9 protein-coding genes and 1 tRNA gene are annotated in these 15,470 nt (G+C 58.4%); 2 read left to right on the forward strand and 8 right to left on the reverse strand.

Annotated elements, in window-relative coordinates; all coding sequences use genetic code 11:
- Positions 1-74: 74 nt before the first annotated feature.
- From HMPREF2617_RS10815 to HMPREF2617_RS10840, 7 genes are all read right to left on the reverse strand, one after another.
- Positions 75-1,325 (reverse strand): Shedu immune nuclease family protein, encoded by a 1,251-nt coding sequence (locus HMPREF2617_RS10815; RefSeq protein ID WP_083323271.1) that lies wholly within the window; start codon positions 1,323-1,325, stop codon positions 75-77.
- Between the two features lie 92 nt (positions 1,326-1,417).
- Positions 1,418-1,798: a hypothetical protein gene (locus HMPREF2617_RS10820; protein ID WP_070840700.1), complete on the reverse strand. Its 381-nt coding sequence runs from the start codon at positions 1,796-1,798 to the stop codon at positions 1,418-1,420.
- Between the two features lie 663 nt (positions 1,799-2,461).
- On the reverse strand, positions 2,462-3,703 hold the full coding sequence (locus HMPREF2617_RS10825) for a hypothetical protein (RefSeq protein ID WP_070840701.1): 1,242 nt from the start codon (positions 3,701-3,703) through the stop codon (positions 2,462-2,464).
- A 190-nt stretch (positions 3,704-3,893) separates the two neighbouring features.
- Positions 3,894-4,253 (reverse strand): 4-fold beta flower protein, encoded by a 360-nt coding sequence (locus HMPREF2617_RS12475; RefSeq protein WP_371327139.1) that lies wholly within the window; start codon positions 4,251-4,253, stop codon positions 3,894-3,896.
- A 42-nt stretch (positions 4,254-4,295) separates the two neighbouring features.
- Positions 4,296-6,884: a DEAD/DEAH box helicase gene (locus tag HMPREF2617_RS10830; RefSeq protein WP_070840702.1), complete on the reverse strand. Its 2,589-nt coding sequence runs from the start codon at positions 6,882-6,884 to the stop codon at positions 4,296-4,298.
- A gap of 2 nt (positions 6,885-6,886) precedes the next feature.
- On the reverse strand, positions 6,887-8,902 hold the full coding sequence (locus tag HMPREF2617_RS10835; protein WP_070840703.1) for a site-specific DNA-methyltransferase: 2,016 nt from the start codon (positions 8,900-8,902) through the stop codon (positions 6,887-6,889).
- Between the two features lie 310 nt (positions 8,903-9,212).
- A tRNA-Leu gene (locus HMPREF2617_RS10840) sits at positions 9,213-9,289 on the reverse strand.
- Positions 9,290-9,441: 152 nt separating this feature from the next.
- On the opposite strand from HMPREF2617_RS10840, the gene polA reads away from it, so the two are divergent.
- The gene (gene polA, locus HMPREF2617_RS10845) at positions 9,442-12,045 is read left to right on the forward strand and encodes a DNA polymerase I (protein ID WP_070840728.1); all 2,604 of its coding nucleotides are present in this window, start codon (positions 9,442-9,444) and stop codon (positions 12,043-12,045) included.
- A 435-nt stretch (positions 12,046-12,480) separates the two neighbouring features.
- On the opposite strand, the gene HMPREF2617_RS10850 is transcribed toward polA, so the two are convergent.
- Complete coding sequence (locus HMPREF2617_RS10850) at positions 12,481-13,713, reverse strand: YkvI family membrane protein (RefSeq protein ID WP_070449996.1); 1,233 nt, start codon at positions 13,711-13,713, stop codon at positions 12,481-12,483.
- 290 nt (positions 13,714-14,003) lie between these two features.
- Between HMPREF2617_RS10850 and rpsA the strand changes: the two genes are divergently transcribed.
- The gene (gene rpsA, locus HMPREF2617_RS10855) at positions 14,004-15,467 is read left to right on the forward strand and encodes a 30S ribosomal protein S1 (protein ID WP_070422931.1); all 1,464 of its coding nucleotides are present in this window, start codon (positions 14,004-14,006) and stop codon (positions 15,465-15,467) included.
- Positions 15,468-15,470 lie beyond the last annotated feature (3 nt).

A 15,470-nucleotide genomic window follows, 5' to 3' on the forward strand; every position in this document is an offset into this window, starting at 1 on the left:
ACGCGAAATTGCCTCTTCGCCACGGAGACCTGGGCGGCAATCATTGCAAGACCCGATTCGTCCAATGTAGGCAACTATTCGGTTTCGATCTGCCCAAGACCCTCGGCGAGATCCACGTTCCAGCGAGCGCGCTCCACGAGCTCATCGAAGGTGAGAACTTCGGGAGACTTTAGGTTCGACCGGAAACTTTCGAAGCTACGAAATTTCGAGTCGATCCGGTGCCCTTCGGAACTGCACAAGCTCTCGGACGAACCGATGATCAAAAAGGAGCGGGGCTCGATAAGGTACGCCCCGCGGCCCGTAGTGCCTCCCTCTGAGTCCCGCTCGTCCAGCCATTCGCTCAAGCTGTCCACCGCAGCTCGTACTGTCTCTTGAACCTGTGCGACTGCTCCAGAAAACGATGAAGACACACCCCAGACACCTTTTCGGTATTCGCAGTTTTGAAGAAGTGGCGTATTCGGGTGTTTGATCTCAGCTAAGGCCACAGAACGCAACAACCCGTTCGACACCAAAAATGCATCAGCGCGCTTTCCGTTCGCCTCAAGATTCGCTCCACGGACAGTCTGCTCGAGTTTGCCGCCGTCCCAAGTGGTATACAGCTTGCCGCCGAGGCCTACACCGAGTACCCAGGGATTTTCCTCCAGAAGTACCTGCCAGGCGGTCTCCTCGCCGCCGGCCTCTTTGGCCGCCTTAGCGAATGCGTCGGCGTCGTCGAGCCAATTCTGCATAGTGTCTACCACTTCGCGACGGCGCTTAAGCTCCTTGATCTCGACGGATGTGGTGTTTGCCTCTACTAGAGCCTGGATCGTCTCGGGGTCCTGCTCGTAGATTCGCCGGAGGGCGCTCTCGTCGTTAATGATTTGTTGCAGCGTCGCATCATCGATTCGTGAGGTGGATTGTCCATCAATCGGTACGTAATCGAGGCTACGAACGAGCTCGATAAGTCTCGCCGAGCGTTCGCGGTTAAGGACAAGAACGTTTTTGAGGTTGTCCTTGGATGAGTCTGGGTTGAGTTCCTGGACGGAGATCTGGCGAACTAATCCGCGCTCCTTGACCAAGTGGAGCCTGACCTGCTTGCGATTTCGTTCGGGGTCATCTGGTAGCACGAATATCTCCTCATCCTCGTATCCAGTAAGACCCGACTCGGCCTCGTCGTAGAAAATTTTGTGCACGAACCGGGAGGGATCGCCCTTGTTTCGTCCCCACCTCGCAGGAAACGTTCTCGTCGCATAAGTGCGATGTTCAAGCCGCTCGAGGAAGGAGCTTCTCTCGGTGACCTTCACATTCCCAGCCACAAGGTCCTCAAAGCTTATTGGGTGAGACAAGTGATGCTGATTCCTTCCCGTCGCGACACTCGGATCGAGGCTACCGTATCGGACGACGGGGCGAGCCGGTTCTTGGGAAGCGACTCCCGGTTCTACGAGCGGTTAGATGTCAAGTTTGCCGGCCGGAAATTCGGGTTTTTCTTCCTCTGGTAGGCGGCTGTGTCCACCGTTTCGAGGATGGCCCCGTCTGCCGATACGACGCACAATTCGGTGACCATTTCGCGAAGCTGAGTCGACTCGTTGTCTGTCCACCCAAACGGCGTGGCATAGAACACGCCGAGGGTGCCGCCGGCCTCATCTTTGAGCCATTGCCAGGTGTCTCGGTCGTAGCAACTCGGGTCAATGGTGACGGTAACTATTCCGGCCTCGTCGTAGGTCACGTCGGTGACGACCTTGGCGCGGGCAACACCGGCCTTGGCGCGCTCGGCGTTCCAGTCGCGAACGGCGGCGGCGGGTGAGATGAGTTCGGTCATCGCGCGCTCCTTGTAAGTAGTGCTGTAGTTGCTAGGTAGAGCGTAGGTGCCTAGACCGAAGGAAGCGACGCGTATCGACCTGGTGTGCGATTCGGGTTTAGTTGGGAACAATGGGACCCAACACCGCGCGGCCACAATGAGCTTGACCGCAAGAGGGGCAACCGTGCGTTGGCCGGCAAGTTCCCGGACGCCCCGCCAGTTGCCGCGTAAAGCGAGTAGGCCACATGCCACCAGTAGACCACCCGGGAGGCGGTGGCCTAGAGATCGTGTTCGAATAGCAAAAACCGCCCGGAAATCGGCTTTAACTAGCCAAATTCCGGGCTATTGACGTTTGAGAAACCGCTTTTCCAGTAGATTGCGCTACTTCTTGCTGAAAATGAGTTTGGTGGGGGTCTCGGTAGAAGTTTTCCGAACTCTTTCGGAAAACTCCTTGACCACCACTGACGCGGCCTAGTTCCTGACTCAGTTCCACGACTTGATCTGTTTAGTTCCAAATTGATTTTAGCCTGCGCTCGAAAGTAGCCACTATGCAGCGAAAACCGAAACGCATCCCGCCTCGTCACCCACTACGCCTTCCGCCTCGGAACCCCGTGTCGAAACACCACCCGTAGCGCGAGGCGCAACGCAAGGCGGACCGAGTAAGACCGGCCTAACTTAAACGCTCTAGTTGCCCTCGTCAGCAAGTGCCTGCTCATGGACTTCGAGTTCGTGTTCCAAGGCATCACCTGCTTCGGTGAACGTTTCGGTGAGCGCTGCGACGAGACCTAACGAGACGACCTCAGAATGGAAGAGTGCGTCAAAGGCATCCTTCTCGCCGTTTTCCCATTTGTCGGCCAGCGCTTTGAGCTTCTTCTTGCCCATGAGTTTCCGCTGTATGACCACGGTGTCTGGGAACAGTGTTAGTTCGAGCGCTCGGCGCGATTTCTCCTCCTTGCTGGCTACCTCCTTGCCGACTTTCTTCCATTTAGCGTGGACATAGGTGTTGCGTGCGACGAAAGGCTCTGCAAGTTCTTCGGCTATGCCCGCGCAGGTGTCGCATTTGTCGTTATTCGCAATGCTTTGAAGCAGGTCGTCACCGAAGGAGTGTGCCGCGGCTGACAGGCCGGCGAGTTCTTCGTCGGGCAACAGCACGTCGGCGAGGTCCGCGAGAAGGTTCTCGACTCGGGACGCGGACAGGACAACCGAGGCGTAGAGGACTAGAAAGTCGTTGTCGAAGCGCTTGAGGAACGGCAGAGGGTCTAGGCGCGCAAAGGGCAGGGTCTTCGCATACGGCTCGGAAAAATTCTTGACCGAGTCGAGGAAGTGTGGCGGGAACGCGAGTTCTTTTAGTTGCTCGTTAAGCGAGGCGAAGAGCGCGTCGAATTGTCGCTGCGCGGTGTCGTTGAGGTCGGGTAATTCGGGAAGCGGTACGAATGGCCCGTAGTCGGCAAAGTTTCCCGCATTGAGCCACATCGCCAAAGCAGGGGAGAGGTTGAGTCTCGCCTTCTCGGCTGCCGCGTGGGTGACGGACGTGTCGAAGGAAGCGAACTGGCGTGCAACGGTCTCGCTCAGGGCCGGTGAGAAGAACTCGGGATTCGCTTTCGTCCAAGTTTCCCAGACGCTCGGCGGCAGGATGAACTGCTTCCCGGCAATTCTCGTGACGAAGTCCGGGTCGAGTTTGCGTAGGGTCTCCGCCCAAGCCTTTTCGACGATGGGTTGGACGGCTTGTTGCAGTGCTGCGTAGCCTTCCGGGTCGTTGTTGCGCCAGATGTCGTCGAGGTTCTCGCTTTCGAAGTCGGCGAGTGGACGGTTGCGGATGTCAGCTGCGGACGCTCTGGTGTACTTGGTGCCGGAGTCGCCGGAGGGGAAGTCGGGGCCGTTCTCCGGCTCGTTGGGGATTTCGTCGTGTTCGTGAGGTGTGGTCATGCGACTAGTGTGCATGACGGGTCGACACGAGGGCGGGGGACGAAGGTTGACTTTCTAAACCGCGTAAGCGGTGCCGCCACGAAACCCGGCCTGGTCGGGCCGTGATGAATCGAGGCGGCAACTTACTGAGACAAGCATTCGAAGTGACCCATTTACCAGCGAATGTTCTTCGTGTCTCTCGGAAGGAGGTTCAAGCTCCACCCCGTACGAAATCCTCCCACCGAATCGGTGACCATGACAGCGATTGGTAGGGCCAATAGGGCTTGAACGGCTCGAACGGTCTAAAAGGTTTGAAGGCGAGAAATGGTTCGAATGGCGCTGTGGCGGGAGCTGGTTTCATTGGCCCGTCGTGCGCACCTTCAATCCAACCCACTGCCCGTCCTTGCATGTCCCAGAAGTATCCTCGCTGAAAACGTCCGAGGGTTCGTCCGTTGACTGAAAAGACGTGTTCCTGGTTGAAAAATGCAATGACGTTCCCCCTCAAGTCGCGGAGGGTATCTTCCGAAATCCAAGCACAAACTTCACCGCTGGATCGACGCACTGGCTGCATTTGTATATCCTTTCCGTGTTTTTGATCCTGTAACTAGGTTTCTTATCTCGCTGGGTTCGACTTCCGCTTCAGGTCTTCCCACGACTCGGATGCTCGAATGTCTGACTCGTAGGCAATGACGTAGCCCCACTTCTGGCCGACGAAGTCCTCTTCGCCGAGAAGTTCCCGGACGAGCACACGGGCCGCGGCTCGCTTCGCTTGTACCGTTTCATCGTCTCGTCCCTTGTCGGACTTTCCTTCGATAATCCACATCGTGCCGTCGGAGTCCTGGGCGACGAAGTCGGGGTAGTAGGTGTCGCGGGTGGTGTACATAATCGACGCGCCGTCAGTGGTGTAGAGGCGCTTCCACCACACGATGTCCGAGGTGTAGTTCAGCAGCAGCGCGAGGAGGTACTCGCCGCCCCACGAGTCGAAACTCGCCGCTGGGAACAGTCCGCGGTTCCAGCCGTCGTAGAACTCGCGGGGCTTGAACTTCGCCTGTTGGTCTTTAGAGAGCTGCTGAAGCACTTCTTTGCCAAACGGCAAGGTCACGACCTCGTCAATCGGCAGTTCGACCGGAACGATGGTCGTTTCGGTTTGCAGGCTACTTGCGTGCTGCCGCGATTTTTCGTTTACAAGTGCAACGAGCTCGTCTACAGCGGACTGCTTCGCCTTCTCGGTCCAGTGGTCGATACCGGCGTTTGCCATGAAGGTCGGAAGGACGTATTGCGCAAACGTGACCGTGTTCTTCGTGTCCTGGGTGACAAGCCCGAGGCCAAATACGCGCTGGGTGAGTTCGTTGGTGACAGCGTCTTCCGCCACGGGCGCCGATTCGACTTCCGCATCGCGGGTCCGATTCGTGTCGAGTTTCGATTTCCGCACCACGATTTCTTCGCGGGTGAGTGCTTCCTTGGAGTCGGCGACGCGGCGCGCTGCCCGGATAATGTCCTCGTCGTCAATGTGGCTGAGCAAGAACGGCGTGGTTGATTTCGCCATAACTGTGGATGGAAACAGGAAGGTCTTCCCTGCGAATTGCTCGTTGACCCTGATTTCCGTTGCCGGGATGTAGTCGGCACGCTGCATGGTCTCGTTGTCACCGACTCGTCGGAATGAGACACCTCCGGTGTTGCCACCAGTCACCTGGGTAGTTTCGCCGGCCGTGGTGCCAATGTCACTCGGGCCGTCCGTTGCTTCGCCTGAAGAGGTTGTCGGCCATGCGGTCGAACCGGACAACGACCCCCTTTGGGTCTCAGTCGATGGGTCGTCCGGGTTTGACTGCACCTGCCCTTCATCTTGGCGGAAGCTTTCTTCCACGTCCATGCCTGAGATAGCACCCTGGGCGGCATCTCCGAGGCCGAAGGAGCGGAGCACGTCCTCGTCTTTGAGGAGGGACTTGAACGACTTGTGGCTCAAGATGTCCAACTGGTCCAGCTCAGCCACACCAGTGCGGGCACCAAAAGGCAGGCGCAGGCCACGGCCCATCGTTTGCTGGGTGAGAATGTCCGACGACATGGCACGCAGCGCACACATGACCGCGACTCGTTTGGTGTCCCAGCCCTCTTTGAGACGATCAACTGAAACAATGGCACGCACCGTCGAGCCTGGGCTGTCGAGTTCGTCCAAGCGGCGCAGCGTGACCGCGTCGTTGTGCTTGTTGTCGAATTGGAGCACCGCTTCTGGGGCGCCGAAATAGCCCGGGCCCTGGAGGATCTTGGTGACGTCTCCGGCATGCGCGACGTTTTCGCAAACAACGAACAGAAGCGGTTTCGTTCTCTTTGCTTCACCTGTTTCTCCAGGGAAGTTCGCTTTGCCGTACGCCTCGTAGGCCGCCTCTTTGTTTCGCAACAGCGAGACCGCGTCGAGCAGTTGTCTTTCCTCGGGAGAGTCCTTGGGGTAGCCGTTCTCGCGGTAGACGAGCATCGGCGACTTCACATAGCCGTCTTCGATGGCGCTATAGAGCGGGTAGTGGAAGATGACGTGGTCCGTATCGGATGCCGAAGCGGTCAGTCCAACCGTGGCGGCGGGACGCAAGTCCTTTAATGCCTTGTTAAACGCCTTGGCTGACGTGCCAAACAGGTGGGACTCGTCCGCGATAACCACGAGGTCATCGAGGTTGACCAGGTAGTCGTAGAGCGACCCGGACTCCTCCTGGTGGTCTCGAATCTTGCGGCGCATACCGTCTTTGGTGTCTGCGCCTGCGTTTGCGATTTTCGGCTCGATAAGTTGCGACACGTTGAAGACGTAGACCATCGGACCGTCTGCGGCATTGCGGAAAAGCTCCGACTGGCCGGCACGCCACGCGCCGTAGTTGCCAGGCGAAACCACTTGGGGAGCAGAAGAGAAGCCGTCAACGTAGCGGCGCGAGCCTTGCGTGAAGTTCTGGACGGTTTTGTTCTCCAACACAGTGGAAGGAGGGACGACTACCATGACGTTTCTCACCCCGAAGCGCGACAGATACTCAATGAGCGCCGCCATGAGGTAGGTCTTGCCCGCACCTGTGGCCATGTGCATGACCATGGGCTCTAACGGGTCAAAGTCGCCCGTGAGGTGGTAAATGAGCTCGCGCAACGCACGCTTGTTGGGATCTCGCAGTTGGAACTCCGTCGCGATACTGTCGATGAGTCCTTGGTCAAGTGCGATTGGAAGTGCCATGTCTACTTGCCCTCCTGCGTAGCCGAGTAGGTAAAGATGTCGTTCGGGATGTGGACAATCTGGCACGGCTTATCCGTTGTCCTTGCGAACTGCCTGATTCCCGGTTCGAGCTCCGTCGCGGCGAGCGTTACGCCTTCGCCGTTGTCGAGATGTGTGAGAAGCTCTTCGACCTTGTCTTTGTCGAGCCGGCCTTCGACCACTTTGAGGAACATCGAGCCGCGCTTGCCGTCGAAATGGCGGTTATCCGGGGTGAGCGAGAAGTTGAGGTTCGCTGCGACAGAATTGACGAGCGTCGCACCGGTTGCTGCTTCGGTGAGCGTGACGAGACCCAATTCGGGGACGTAGTCGAAACACTGCGGTGCAAGGTGGGCGACTGTAAAACCGCCGCCTCCGCGCCAGTTGACGACGCCATTCTGGTTCTTGGTCTTCGTTGCAGTCTTGAGCGCTTTGACTACCGCTTCGGTCTTCCATTCGGGGTTCGCTGCGAGCACCTTGTTCAGCGCGCTATTGAACTTCTGGGCATCCTCCGGGGATAGACCTTCGGGAAGTCCCTCGTCGGTCGCATCGACGCGCTCCGGCTTCTGGATACTGATTCCGCCCTGGTCCTCACCGTTTACGACCTTCTCCAGGCGTGGCCGAGTGAAGCGGGTGAACGTGTCCTCCACGAGCTCGCACGTCACCCAGCGACGTCCCATCTTCTGGGCTACCGCCGCGGTCGTTCCCGAACCGGCGAACACATCGAAGACGACGTCTCCGGGGTTCGTGGCGATGTGGATGATGCGTTCGAGCAGGCGCTCTGGCTTAGGCGTGGCGAAGGCAGCAGTCTCGGGGAAAAGCGCGTTCATCTCGGCCTTGGAAGTCCGATTGTGTCCTACTTCCTCGTGCAACCAAAGTGTTTGCGGAGCTCGAGTCTGCGAAATCTCATCTAGGTAACGCTTTAACTTGAGACCGCCTCGTCCCCCATCGGTGAAGTAGAGACGCGGCAGCGGCGACGAGCCATAGAGGCTTTCACCATCGGGAACTCTAAGGAGAGGGCCGTCAACGACAAGGTCGGGAACGTCTGACCGGAGTTGGTTGACTGAAATCCCTGTAGCTCGGCTCCGCTTGTCAAGGTCGGGGTTCGTCTCGTCTCGATATAGAGTTGTTTTGTTCAACCATTCATGGAAGTCTGCGCGCTTCTTTCCCCACTGCCGATTCTTCGCTGGGTAGATCATCTCGCCCGTAACCGGGTTCTGCACTCCGTATACTGCGGAAACTTGCCGACCATTCTTATCGACCGAGTGTGGTGCTGCCGGGTTATCAGAGATCCACACACGGCTATCACCGTCTGGGCTCGTGTAGAGAGCGTCCCGAGAAGCGAGACGAGGGAGTTTGTTGGACTGCCAGCCGGGAGCCTTAGAGTAGACGATGATGACATCTTGGTCCACCGAAAACCCGGAAGCGTCATTTCTCGGCGAATAAGCCTTCTGCCACACCACCTCCGCCACGAAGTTCCCACTCCCAAACACTTCGTCCATGAGTACGCGCATGCGGTGGTTTTCCACGTCATCAAGGTGGACCCAAATGGACCCGTCGTCGCTAAGAAGCTTGCGTAAGTGAACGAGGCGGTCACGCATCATGGTGAGCCAGACAGAGTGTTCAAGGTTGTCCTCGTAGTTAGCAAAGGTTTGTGCGGTGTTAAACGGCGGATCAATGTAGATGCACTTGACCTTGCCGAGGTACTTCTCGCGCAACTCCGGCACGCGAGTGAGAGCTTCCAGCACGTCACCTGACTCACCGAGGATCAGCAAATTGTCCTCCGTCGGGCCCAAGTCGGCCCGCTCCGAGTATTGCGTGTCCTCGTCCTTCGGCGCCTGCTTGCCGGTGACCACCTCGTCAACGACGAGTGCCCGAGTCTCGCAGTACCGCGGGTCTTTCGGGTCAACCCATTCGTACGCGTACCTACCCTCTTCGCTGGGAATGAGAGCCTTGTCCTTGTTGAACCAGGTCAATTCAAGTAGTTGCTTCGCGCCAGCCACCGTTTCGCTGCCTCGTTTCGTCTGTCGGGGCGTCCAAATAATTCGCACTTTATGGTAGCCGGGGCAGCGACAGACACCGAAGAAAATTCAGCTCGAGGGGAACATGTTTTTGGACCGCTAGTCAGGCGGGAGCGTCATTCCTCGTAACCGATTACCAGATTATTGTTGCTTGCTTCCGACTCGGCCTGGTGGTGAATTTCCGGGTTTTGAGGTTTAGGAAAGCGATGTTTACCAGCAAGCCGTGTCACTTCTTGCTGAAAACGAAAGGGGAGGGGGTTCCGGAAAACTTTCCGAAAACCCTCTCCCGAGGTGGTGCCCCAGGTGAGACTCGAACTCACACTGGACGGGTTTTGAATCCGTTGCCTCTGCCAATTGGGCTACTGGGGCGACGCGCGAAAGTGTATCGCAGTTCACCCCGATGTGTGAAATCGCAGGTTGATTAGGTGTGGAAGGTCGTGTCGTGGCGCCCGCTAGACTGGCTGACCGTGACTACAACATCGGAAAAATCCAAGCGTTTGCTGTTGATCGACGGCCACTCGATGGCCTTCCGCGCGTTCTATGCGTTGCCTGCGGAGAATTTCTCCACGTCGGGTGGGCAGCACACGAATGCGGTGTACGGATTCTTGTCCATGTTTGCCAATATTCTTTCCGACGAAAAGCCGACGCACGCTGCCGTCGCGTTCGACGTGGGCCGAAAGACGTTCCGTACGGAGCGTTTCCCGGAGTACAAGGCGCAGCGCGACGCGACCCCACCCGAGTTTAAAGGCCAGGTACCGCTGATTGAGGACATGCTGGGGGATCTCGGCATTGTGACGTTGAGCAAGGAGAACTTTGAGGCGGACGATATCGTCGCCACGCTTGTGACCCAGGCTCGTGCAGATGGTGACTACGAGATTGTTCTGGTCAGTGGTGATCGCGACTACATCCAGCTTGTCGACGACACCACGACTCTCCTGTACCCAATGCGCGGCGTGTCCACGATGACGCGTTTTAACCCAGCTGAGGTGGAAAAGAAGTACGGCCTAACACCTGAGCAGTACCCGGACTTTGCCGCCCTGCGCGGCGACCCGTCGGATAACTTGCCGAATGTGCCGAAGGTGGGGGAGAAGACCGCCACCAAGTGGATCACGCAGTACGCCACGCTCGAAGGGCTCATTGAGCATGCGGACGAGTTGAAGGGGCAGGCAGCCAACAACTTCCGCGAGCGCATTGATCAGGTGCGGTTGAACCGCGAACTCACCGCGATGGTCACGGATGTGGAACTGCCCGTTGCACCTGGTGATCTTGAGCTGAAACCCGCGGACGTCGCCGAGGTTGCGGCGCGTTTCGACGACCTCGAGTTCGGTGTCAACCTCCGTGAGCGCGTGCTCGCCGCGGTACCGACCGATGGCAGCGCACCCGAACCTGAGACGGTGGAGCTGGCTGACGTGACGGTTGATAACGAGTCGCTGGACACCTGGCTGAGGTCCCATGAAGGTCAAGGCCTTGCCCTGTACCTTTCCGGTACGGCGACGCCTGGATCTGGTGATCTGACGGCGCTGGCTATCGTCGATAAGCAGCGCCACGGCATTGCGAAACTTGCCGCCGATCTGTCGGCTGATGAGGACAAGGCGCTGAAGACCTGGCTCGAGTCGGATGACCCGAAGTTCCTGCACGAAGCCAAGGCTGCCTATCACATGCTGCGTGGCCGCGGCATCGAGTTGCGCGGTATCGCACACGATACTGCGATCGCTGCCTATCTTTTGCGCCCGGGCCAGCGCACGTATGCGCTCGAGGATGTGTACCAGCGTCACCTGCAGCGCCAGCTCAGCACCAGCTCTGATCAGCTGAGCTTGCTGGATGATTCGGGCGACGTGGATGCGGCTGCGGCGATTCTGGAGCTTGCCGCAGAGTTGTCCAAGGACCTGCGCGAGATCAACTCCTACGAGTTGTACGCGGACCTCGAACTGCCACTGGTCACGGTGCTCGCGGAAATGGAGCACATTGGCATCGCCGTTGATCTGGACGTTCTGGAGGGGCTGCGCAAGGACTTGACACACAAGGTTGAGCAGGTGGAAGAGCAGGCGCGCCAGCTGGTCGACGAGCCGGACCTGAACCTATCTAGCCCGAAGCAGCTCTCTGTCGTGCTCTTTGACAAGCTTGCGCTGCCGAAGACGAAGAAGACGAAAACGGGTTACTCGACTGCTGCGGCTGAGATCGAAGCACTCGCAGAGAAGAATCCGCACCCGTTCCTTGATTATCTGCTCGCGCACCGTGAGCACCAGAAGATGAAGTCCACGGTGGAAGGCTTGATTAAGACGGTGCAGCCGGATGGCCGGATCCACACCACGTTTAATCAGACTGTGGCCTCGACGGGGCGTCTCAGCTCGGCGGAGCCGAACCTGCAGAACATTCCGGTGCGTACTGAGGCCGGGCGCAAGATCCGCTCTGCATTTGTAGTTGGCGAGGGCTACGAATGCCTGCTTACCGCCGACTACTCGCAGATTGAGATGCGTGTGATGGCGCACCTCAGCCAAGACGAGGGCCTGATCGAGGCGTACCGGGCGGGGGAGGACCTGCACAACTTCGTTGGCTCCCGCGTGTTTGATGTTCCGGTCGATCAGGTCACGCCAGAGCTACGTCGCCGGGTCAAGGCAATGTCCTACGGCCTCGTCTACGGCTTGTCTGCCTACGGCCTGTCGCAACAGTTGTCGATCTCTGCCGGTGAGGCGAAGGGCATTATGGAGAACTACTTCGAACGATTCGGCGGGGTAAAGCGCTACCTTGATGAGGTTGTCGAGCAGGCGCGTCGCGACGGCTACACCTCGACGGTGTTCGGTCGCCGCCGCTACTTGCCGGAACTCACAAGTGACAACCGAATCGCGCGGGAGAACGCCGAGCGTGCGGCGCTGAACGCCCCGATCCAGGGCACTGCTGCGGACATCATCAAGGTTGCGATGCTTCGTGTCGACGACGCCTTGCGCGACTACGCATCACGTGTCCTCCTGCAGGTGCACGATGAGTTGGTGCTCGAGGTTGCCCCGGGCGAGCTAGACGCCGTCCAAGCGATCGTGGAGCGCGAAATGGACAAGGCAATCGAACTCCTCGTCCCGCTAGAGGTGTCTGCAGGTACTGGCGCAAACTGGGAAGAGGCGGCGCACTAGCCGCGAGTACGTTTCGGGAAAGCACGAGGCGGGCATCACGTGAAGCACGCAAACTTCATCTGATGCCCGCCTCGAGTACGGCGTCCCCAGTTACCGTATCCCCCGACGTGGCCCAACCCCCCAGGCCATTTCCTCTTTCTATTTTGTTACCACCTAGCGGCGGGGTTCTCGATTAGGTACCGAGCCTCAGGCAGTGCTTAGATTTCACTCTGTTCTGGGGCTATTCCTCAAGAACCAGGTAAAACCTTAATTGCTACTGAGCGGGCGCACAAGCAATACACAGTAACTGTTAAGCATGTGACGGAATGTCTAATAAGTCGCAGCTTATGTGGACAGGTGAACGGCTTTTTGGATCCTTTAGTTACGTGGGGGTAAGTGCCAAAATCCTACCCCCGACACCTACCCCCGCTGGGGTGTTAGCGAGGCCTGATTGGCCTACACGTCACTGACGGTTTTCTCGTCGGAGGCATCCTCGACTGCGTCTTCAACTGCTTCTTTAAATTCATCCTCCTCGAGATTGGAGTCTTCAGCGAGATCTTCAATCTCGTCCGAGGTGTCGTCGTCAAGCGCGGCCTCAACAGCTTGAGCGCGGCGCTCGCCTTCTTCTTTCAGGCGGGTGCGGTGGCGGAAGTAGACGACGGTCATCACTGTCATCACGAACAGGCCGAGGTAGCCCAGGATCGGGTACAGGTTGGAAACGAGCGGCTGGAAGCCGGCGAAGGAAAGGCCAAAACCGACAATGCAGGCGATGGCATAGACCGGGTAGAAGCGCTCTGGGTTCTTTCTGGTGAGTCGCTTTGCCAGCGCGTAGAACATGCCCAAACAGGTGTTGAACACCATGAGGAAGATCACCCAGGTCATGATGAAGCCCAGGACTGGGTGGACGTTATCCAGCACGGTCAAAAGTGGCATGTCGTGGCCGTTTACTGCCTCGACCTGCATGAGCAGCGCGGCTACAAGAAGGGCAAGAAGTGCCACGTAAATGAGTCCACCAAGGACTCCGCCAATCCGCGTGCTCTTAGTGTCAAACTCATCACCGGCCATCACGATCGCCATCGAGACACCGCATAGGGCGTTTAGTCCCGTGTGGTTGAGTGCACCCAAGAACCAGTACGGGGTGCCGTCAGCGCGGTTTACTTCGTTGCGCGCAAAGTTATCCACCTCAGACCAGTCGACGCTGATCTGGGTGAACGAATAGATCGCGCCGATGAGCACAAAGATCACCAGCAGGGGAGTTGCCCAAGCGATGACAGAGGCGACGCGGTCAACGTCGAATCGGCCGACGATAAGCATCAGTGCAAGCATGAGTACCGCGCCCACCCAAATCTGCCAGTCGAATGCTTGGTTCAGGTTCGAGCCTGCGCCAGCAAACATGACGAAGCCAACGGAGAACATGCAGATAACCGCAGACCAGTCCATGAGGAACGCGGCAGGCTTCGATGCCACCTTGTAGAAGACTTCATTGTGTTCGTCGGCGAGGAAATACGACCCGAATGTGACAAACGCGGTGGCGGCTAGCAGCATGGTCACGCCAGCAACGATTACACCCCAAAAGCCCTGGGTGCCGTAGGCGACGAAGTATTGGAGTGCTTCCATGCCGGAGGCAAAACCCGCTCCGACGACGATGCCGACGAACGATGCTGCGACGGCAAGGCTGCGTTTCCACATAGGGTGAACACACTTTCTGAGTTGTAGAGTTATGGACTTACGTCATGGTAGTCCCTTGCTTATAAACTGCGTTGCAGTGCCCGGGGTCCAGATCATTTGCTCTAGCTGCGGAAAGTGTCTACACTCGTGCGGGCGTGTCTACGCGCGAGCTTGGCGTCCATCGTAATAGGAGGGTGTGGCGACCAGCCCGCTGCGAGATCAGCACTCGCGAGCGTTTCGGCGCTTACGCTGCTGAGAGAGACGCTTCTGTCCAATCACGATCTCCTATTTTTTCGGAGCACATACTACTTATGCGCACTACCAACGCACCCCAGGTTGCCATCAACGACATCGGTGGCCCTGAGGAATTCCTCGCCGCAGTCGACGAGACCATCAAGTACTTCAACGACGGTGACATCGTCACCGGCACCGTGGTCAAGGTTGACCACGACGAGGTCCTGCTCGACATCGGCTACAAGACCGAGGGCATCATCCTCACCCGCGAGCTCTCCATCAAGCACGACGTTGACCCGGAGGACGTGGTCGAGGTCGGCGATGAGATCGACGCGCTTGTCCTGACCAAGGAGGACAAGGAAGGCCGCCTGATGCTGTCCAAGAAGCGTGCTCAGTACGAGCGTGCTTGGGGCACCATCGAGGAGCTGCAGGCCAACGACCAGCCGGTTACCGGTACCGTCATCGAGGTCGTCAAGGGCGGCCTCATCCTCGATATCGGCCTGCGCGGCTTCCTGCCGGCATCGCTGGTCGAAATGCGTCGTGTTCGCGACCTGGATCCGTACATCGGCCAGGAGCTCGAGGCAAAGATCATCGAGCTGGACAAGCACCGCAACAACGTGGTCCTGTCCCGTCGCGCTTACCTGGAGGAGACCCAGTCTGCGGTCCGCTCCGACTTCCTGCACCAGCTGCAGAAGGGCCAGGTCCGCAAGGGCGTCGTGTCCTCCATCGTCAACTTCGGTGCATTCGTTGACCTCGGCGGCGTTGACGGCCTCGTCCACGTCTCCGAGCTGTCCTGGAAGCACATCGACCACCCGTCTGAGGTTGTCGCTGTTGGCGACGAGGTCACTGTCGAGGTGCTCGACGTCGATCTCGACCGCGAGCGCGTCTCCCTGTCGCTGAAGGCGACACAGGAGGATCCGTGGCGCGTCTTCGCCCGCACCCACGCTGTGGGCCAGATCGTCCCGGGCAAGGTCACCAAGCTGGTTCCGTTCGGTGCGTTTGTCCGCGTCGAAGAGGGCATCGAGGGCCTCGTCCACATCTCCGAGCTGGCTCAGCGCCACGTCGAGGTTCCGGACCAGGTTGTCAACGTCAACGAAGAGGTCATGGTCAAGGTCATCGACATCGACCTGGACCGTCGTCGTATCTCCCTGTCGCTCAAGCAGGCTGACGAGGACTTCGTCGAAGAGTTCGATCCGTCCCGCTACGGCATGGCCGACTCCTACGACGAGCAGGGCAACTACATCTTCCCGGAGGGCTTCGACCCGGAGACCAACGAGTGGATGGAAGGCTACGACGAGGCTCGCCAGCAGTGGGAGGCTCGTTACGCCGAGGCAGAGCGTCGCCACCAGGCACACGCTGCCCAGATCGAGCGTCACCGCGCCGCTGCAGCCGAGGCTGCAGAGCAGGCTGGCGATCAGGCCAATTACTCCTCTGAGTCTGCAGCTGCAGCTCCGGCAGCTGACCAGGCTGAGGAGAACATCGGCTCGCTGGCTTCCGACGAGCAGCTCGCTGCTCTGCGCGACAAGCTTGCTGGCAACTAAGCC

Source organism: Corynebacterium sp. HMSC070H05, from assembly GCF_001837615.1.
Classification (GTDB): Bacteria; Actinomycetota; Actinomycetes; order Mycobacteriales; family Mycobacteriaceae; genus Corynebacterium; species Corynebacterium coyleae.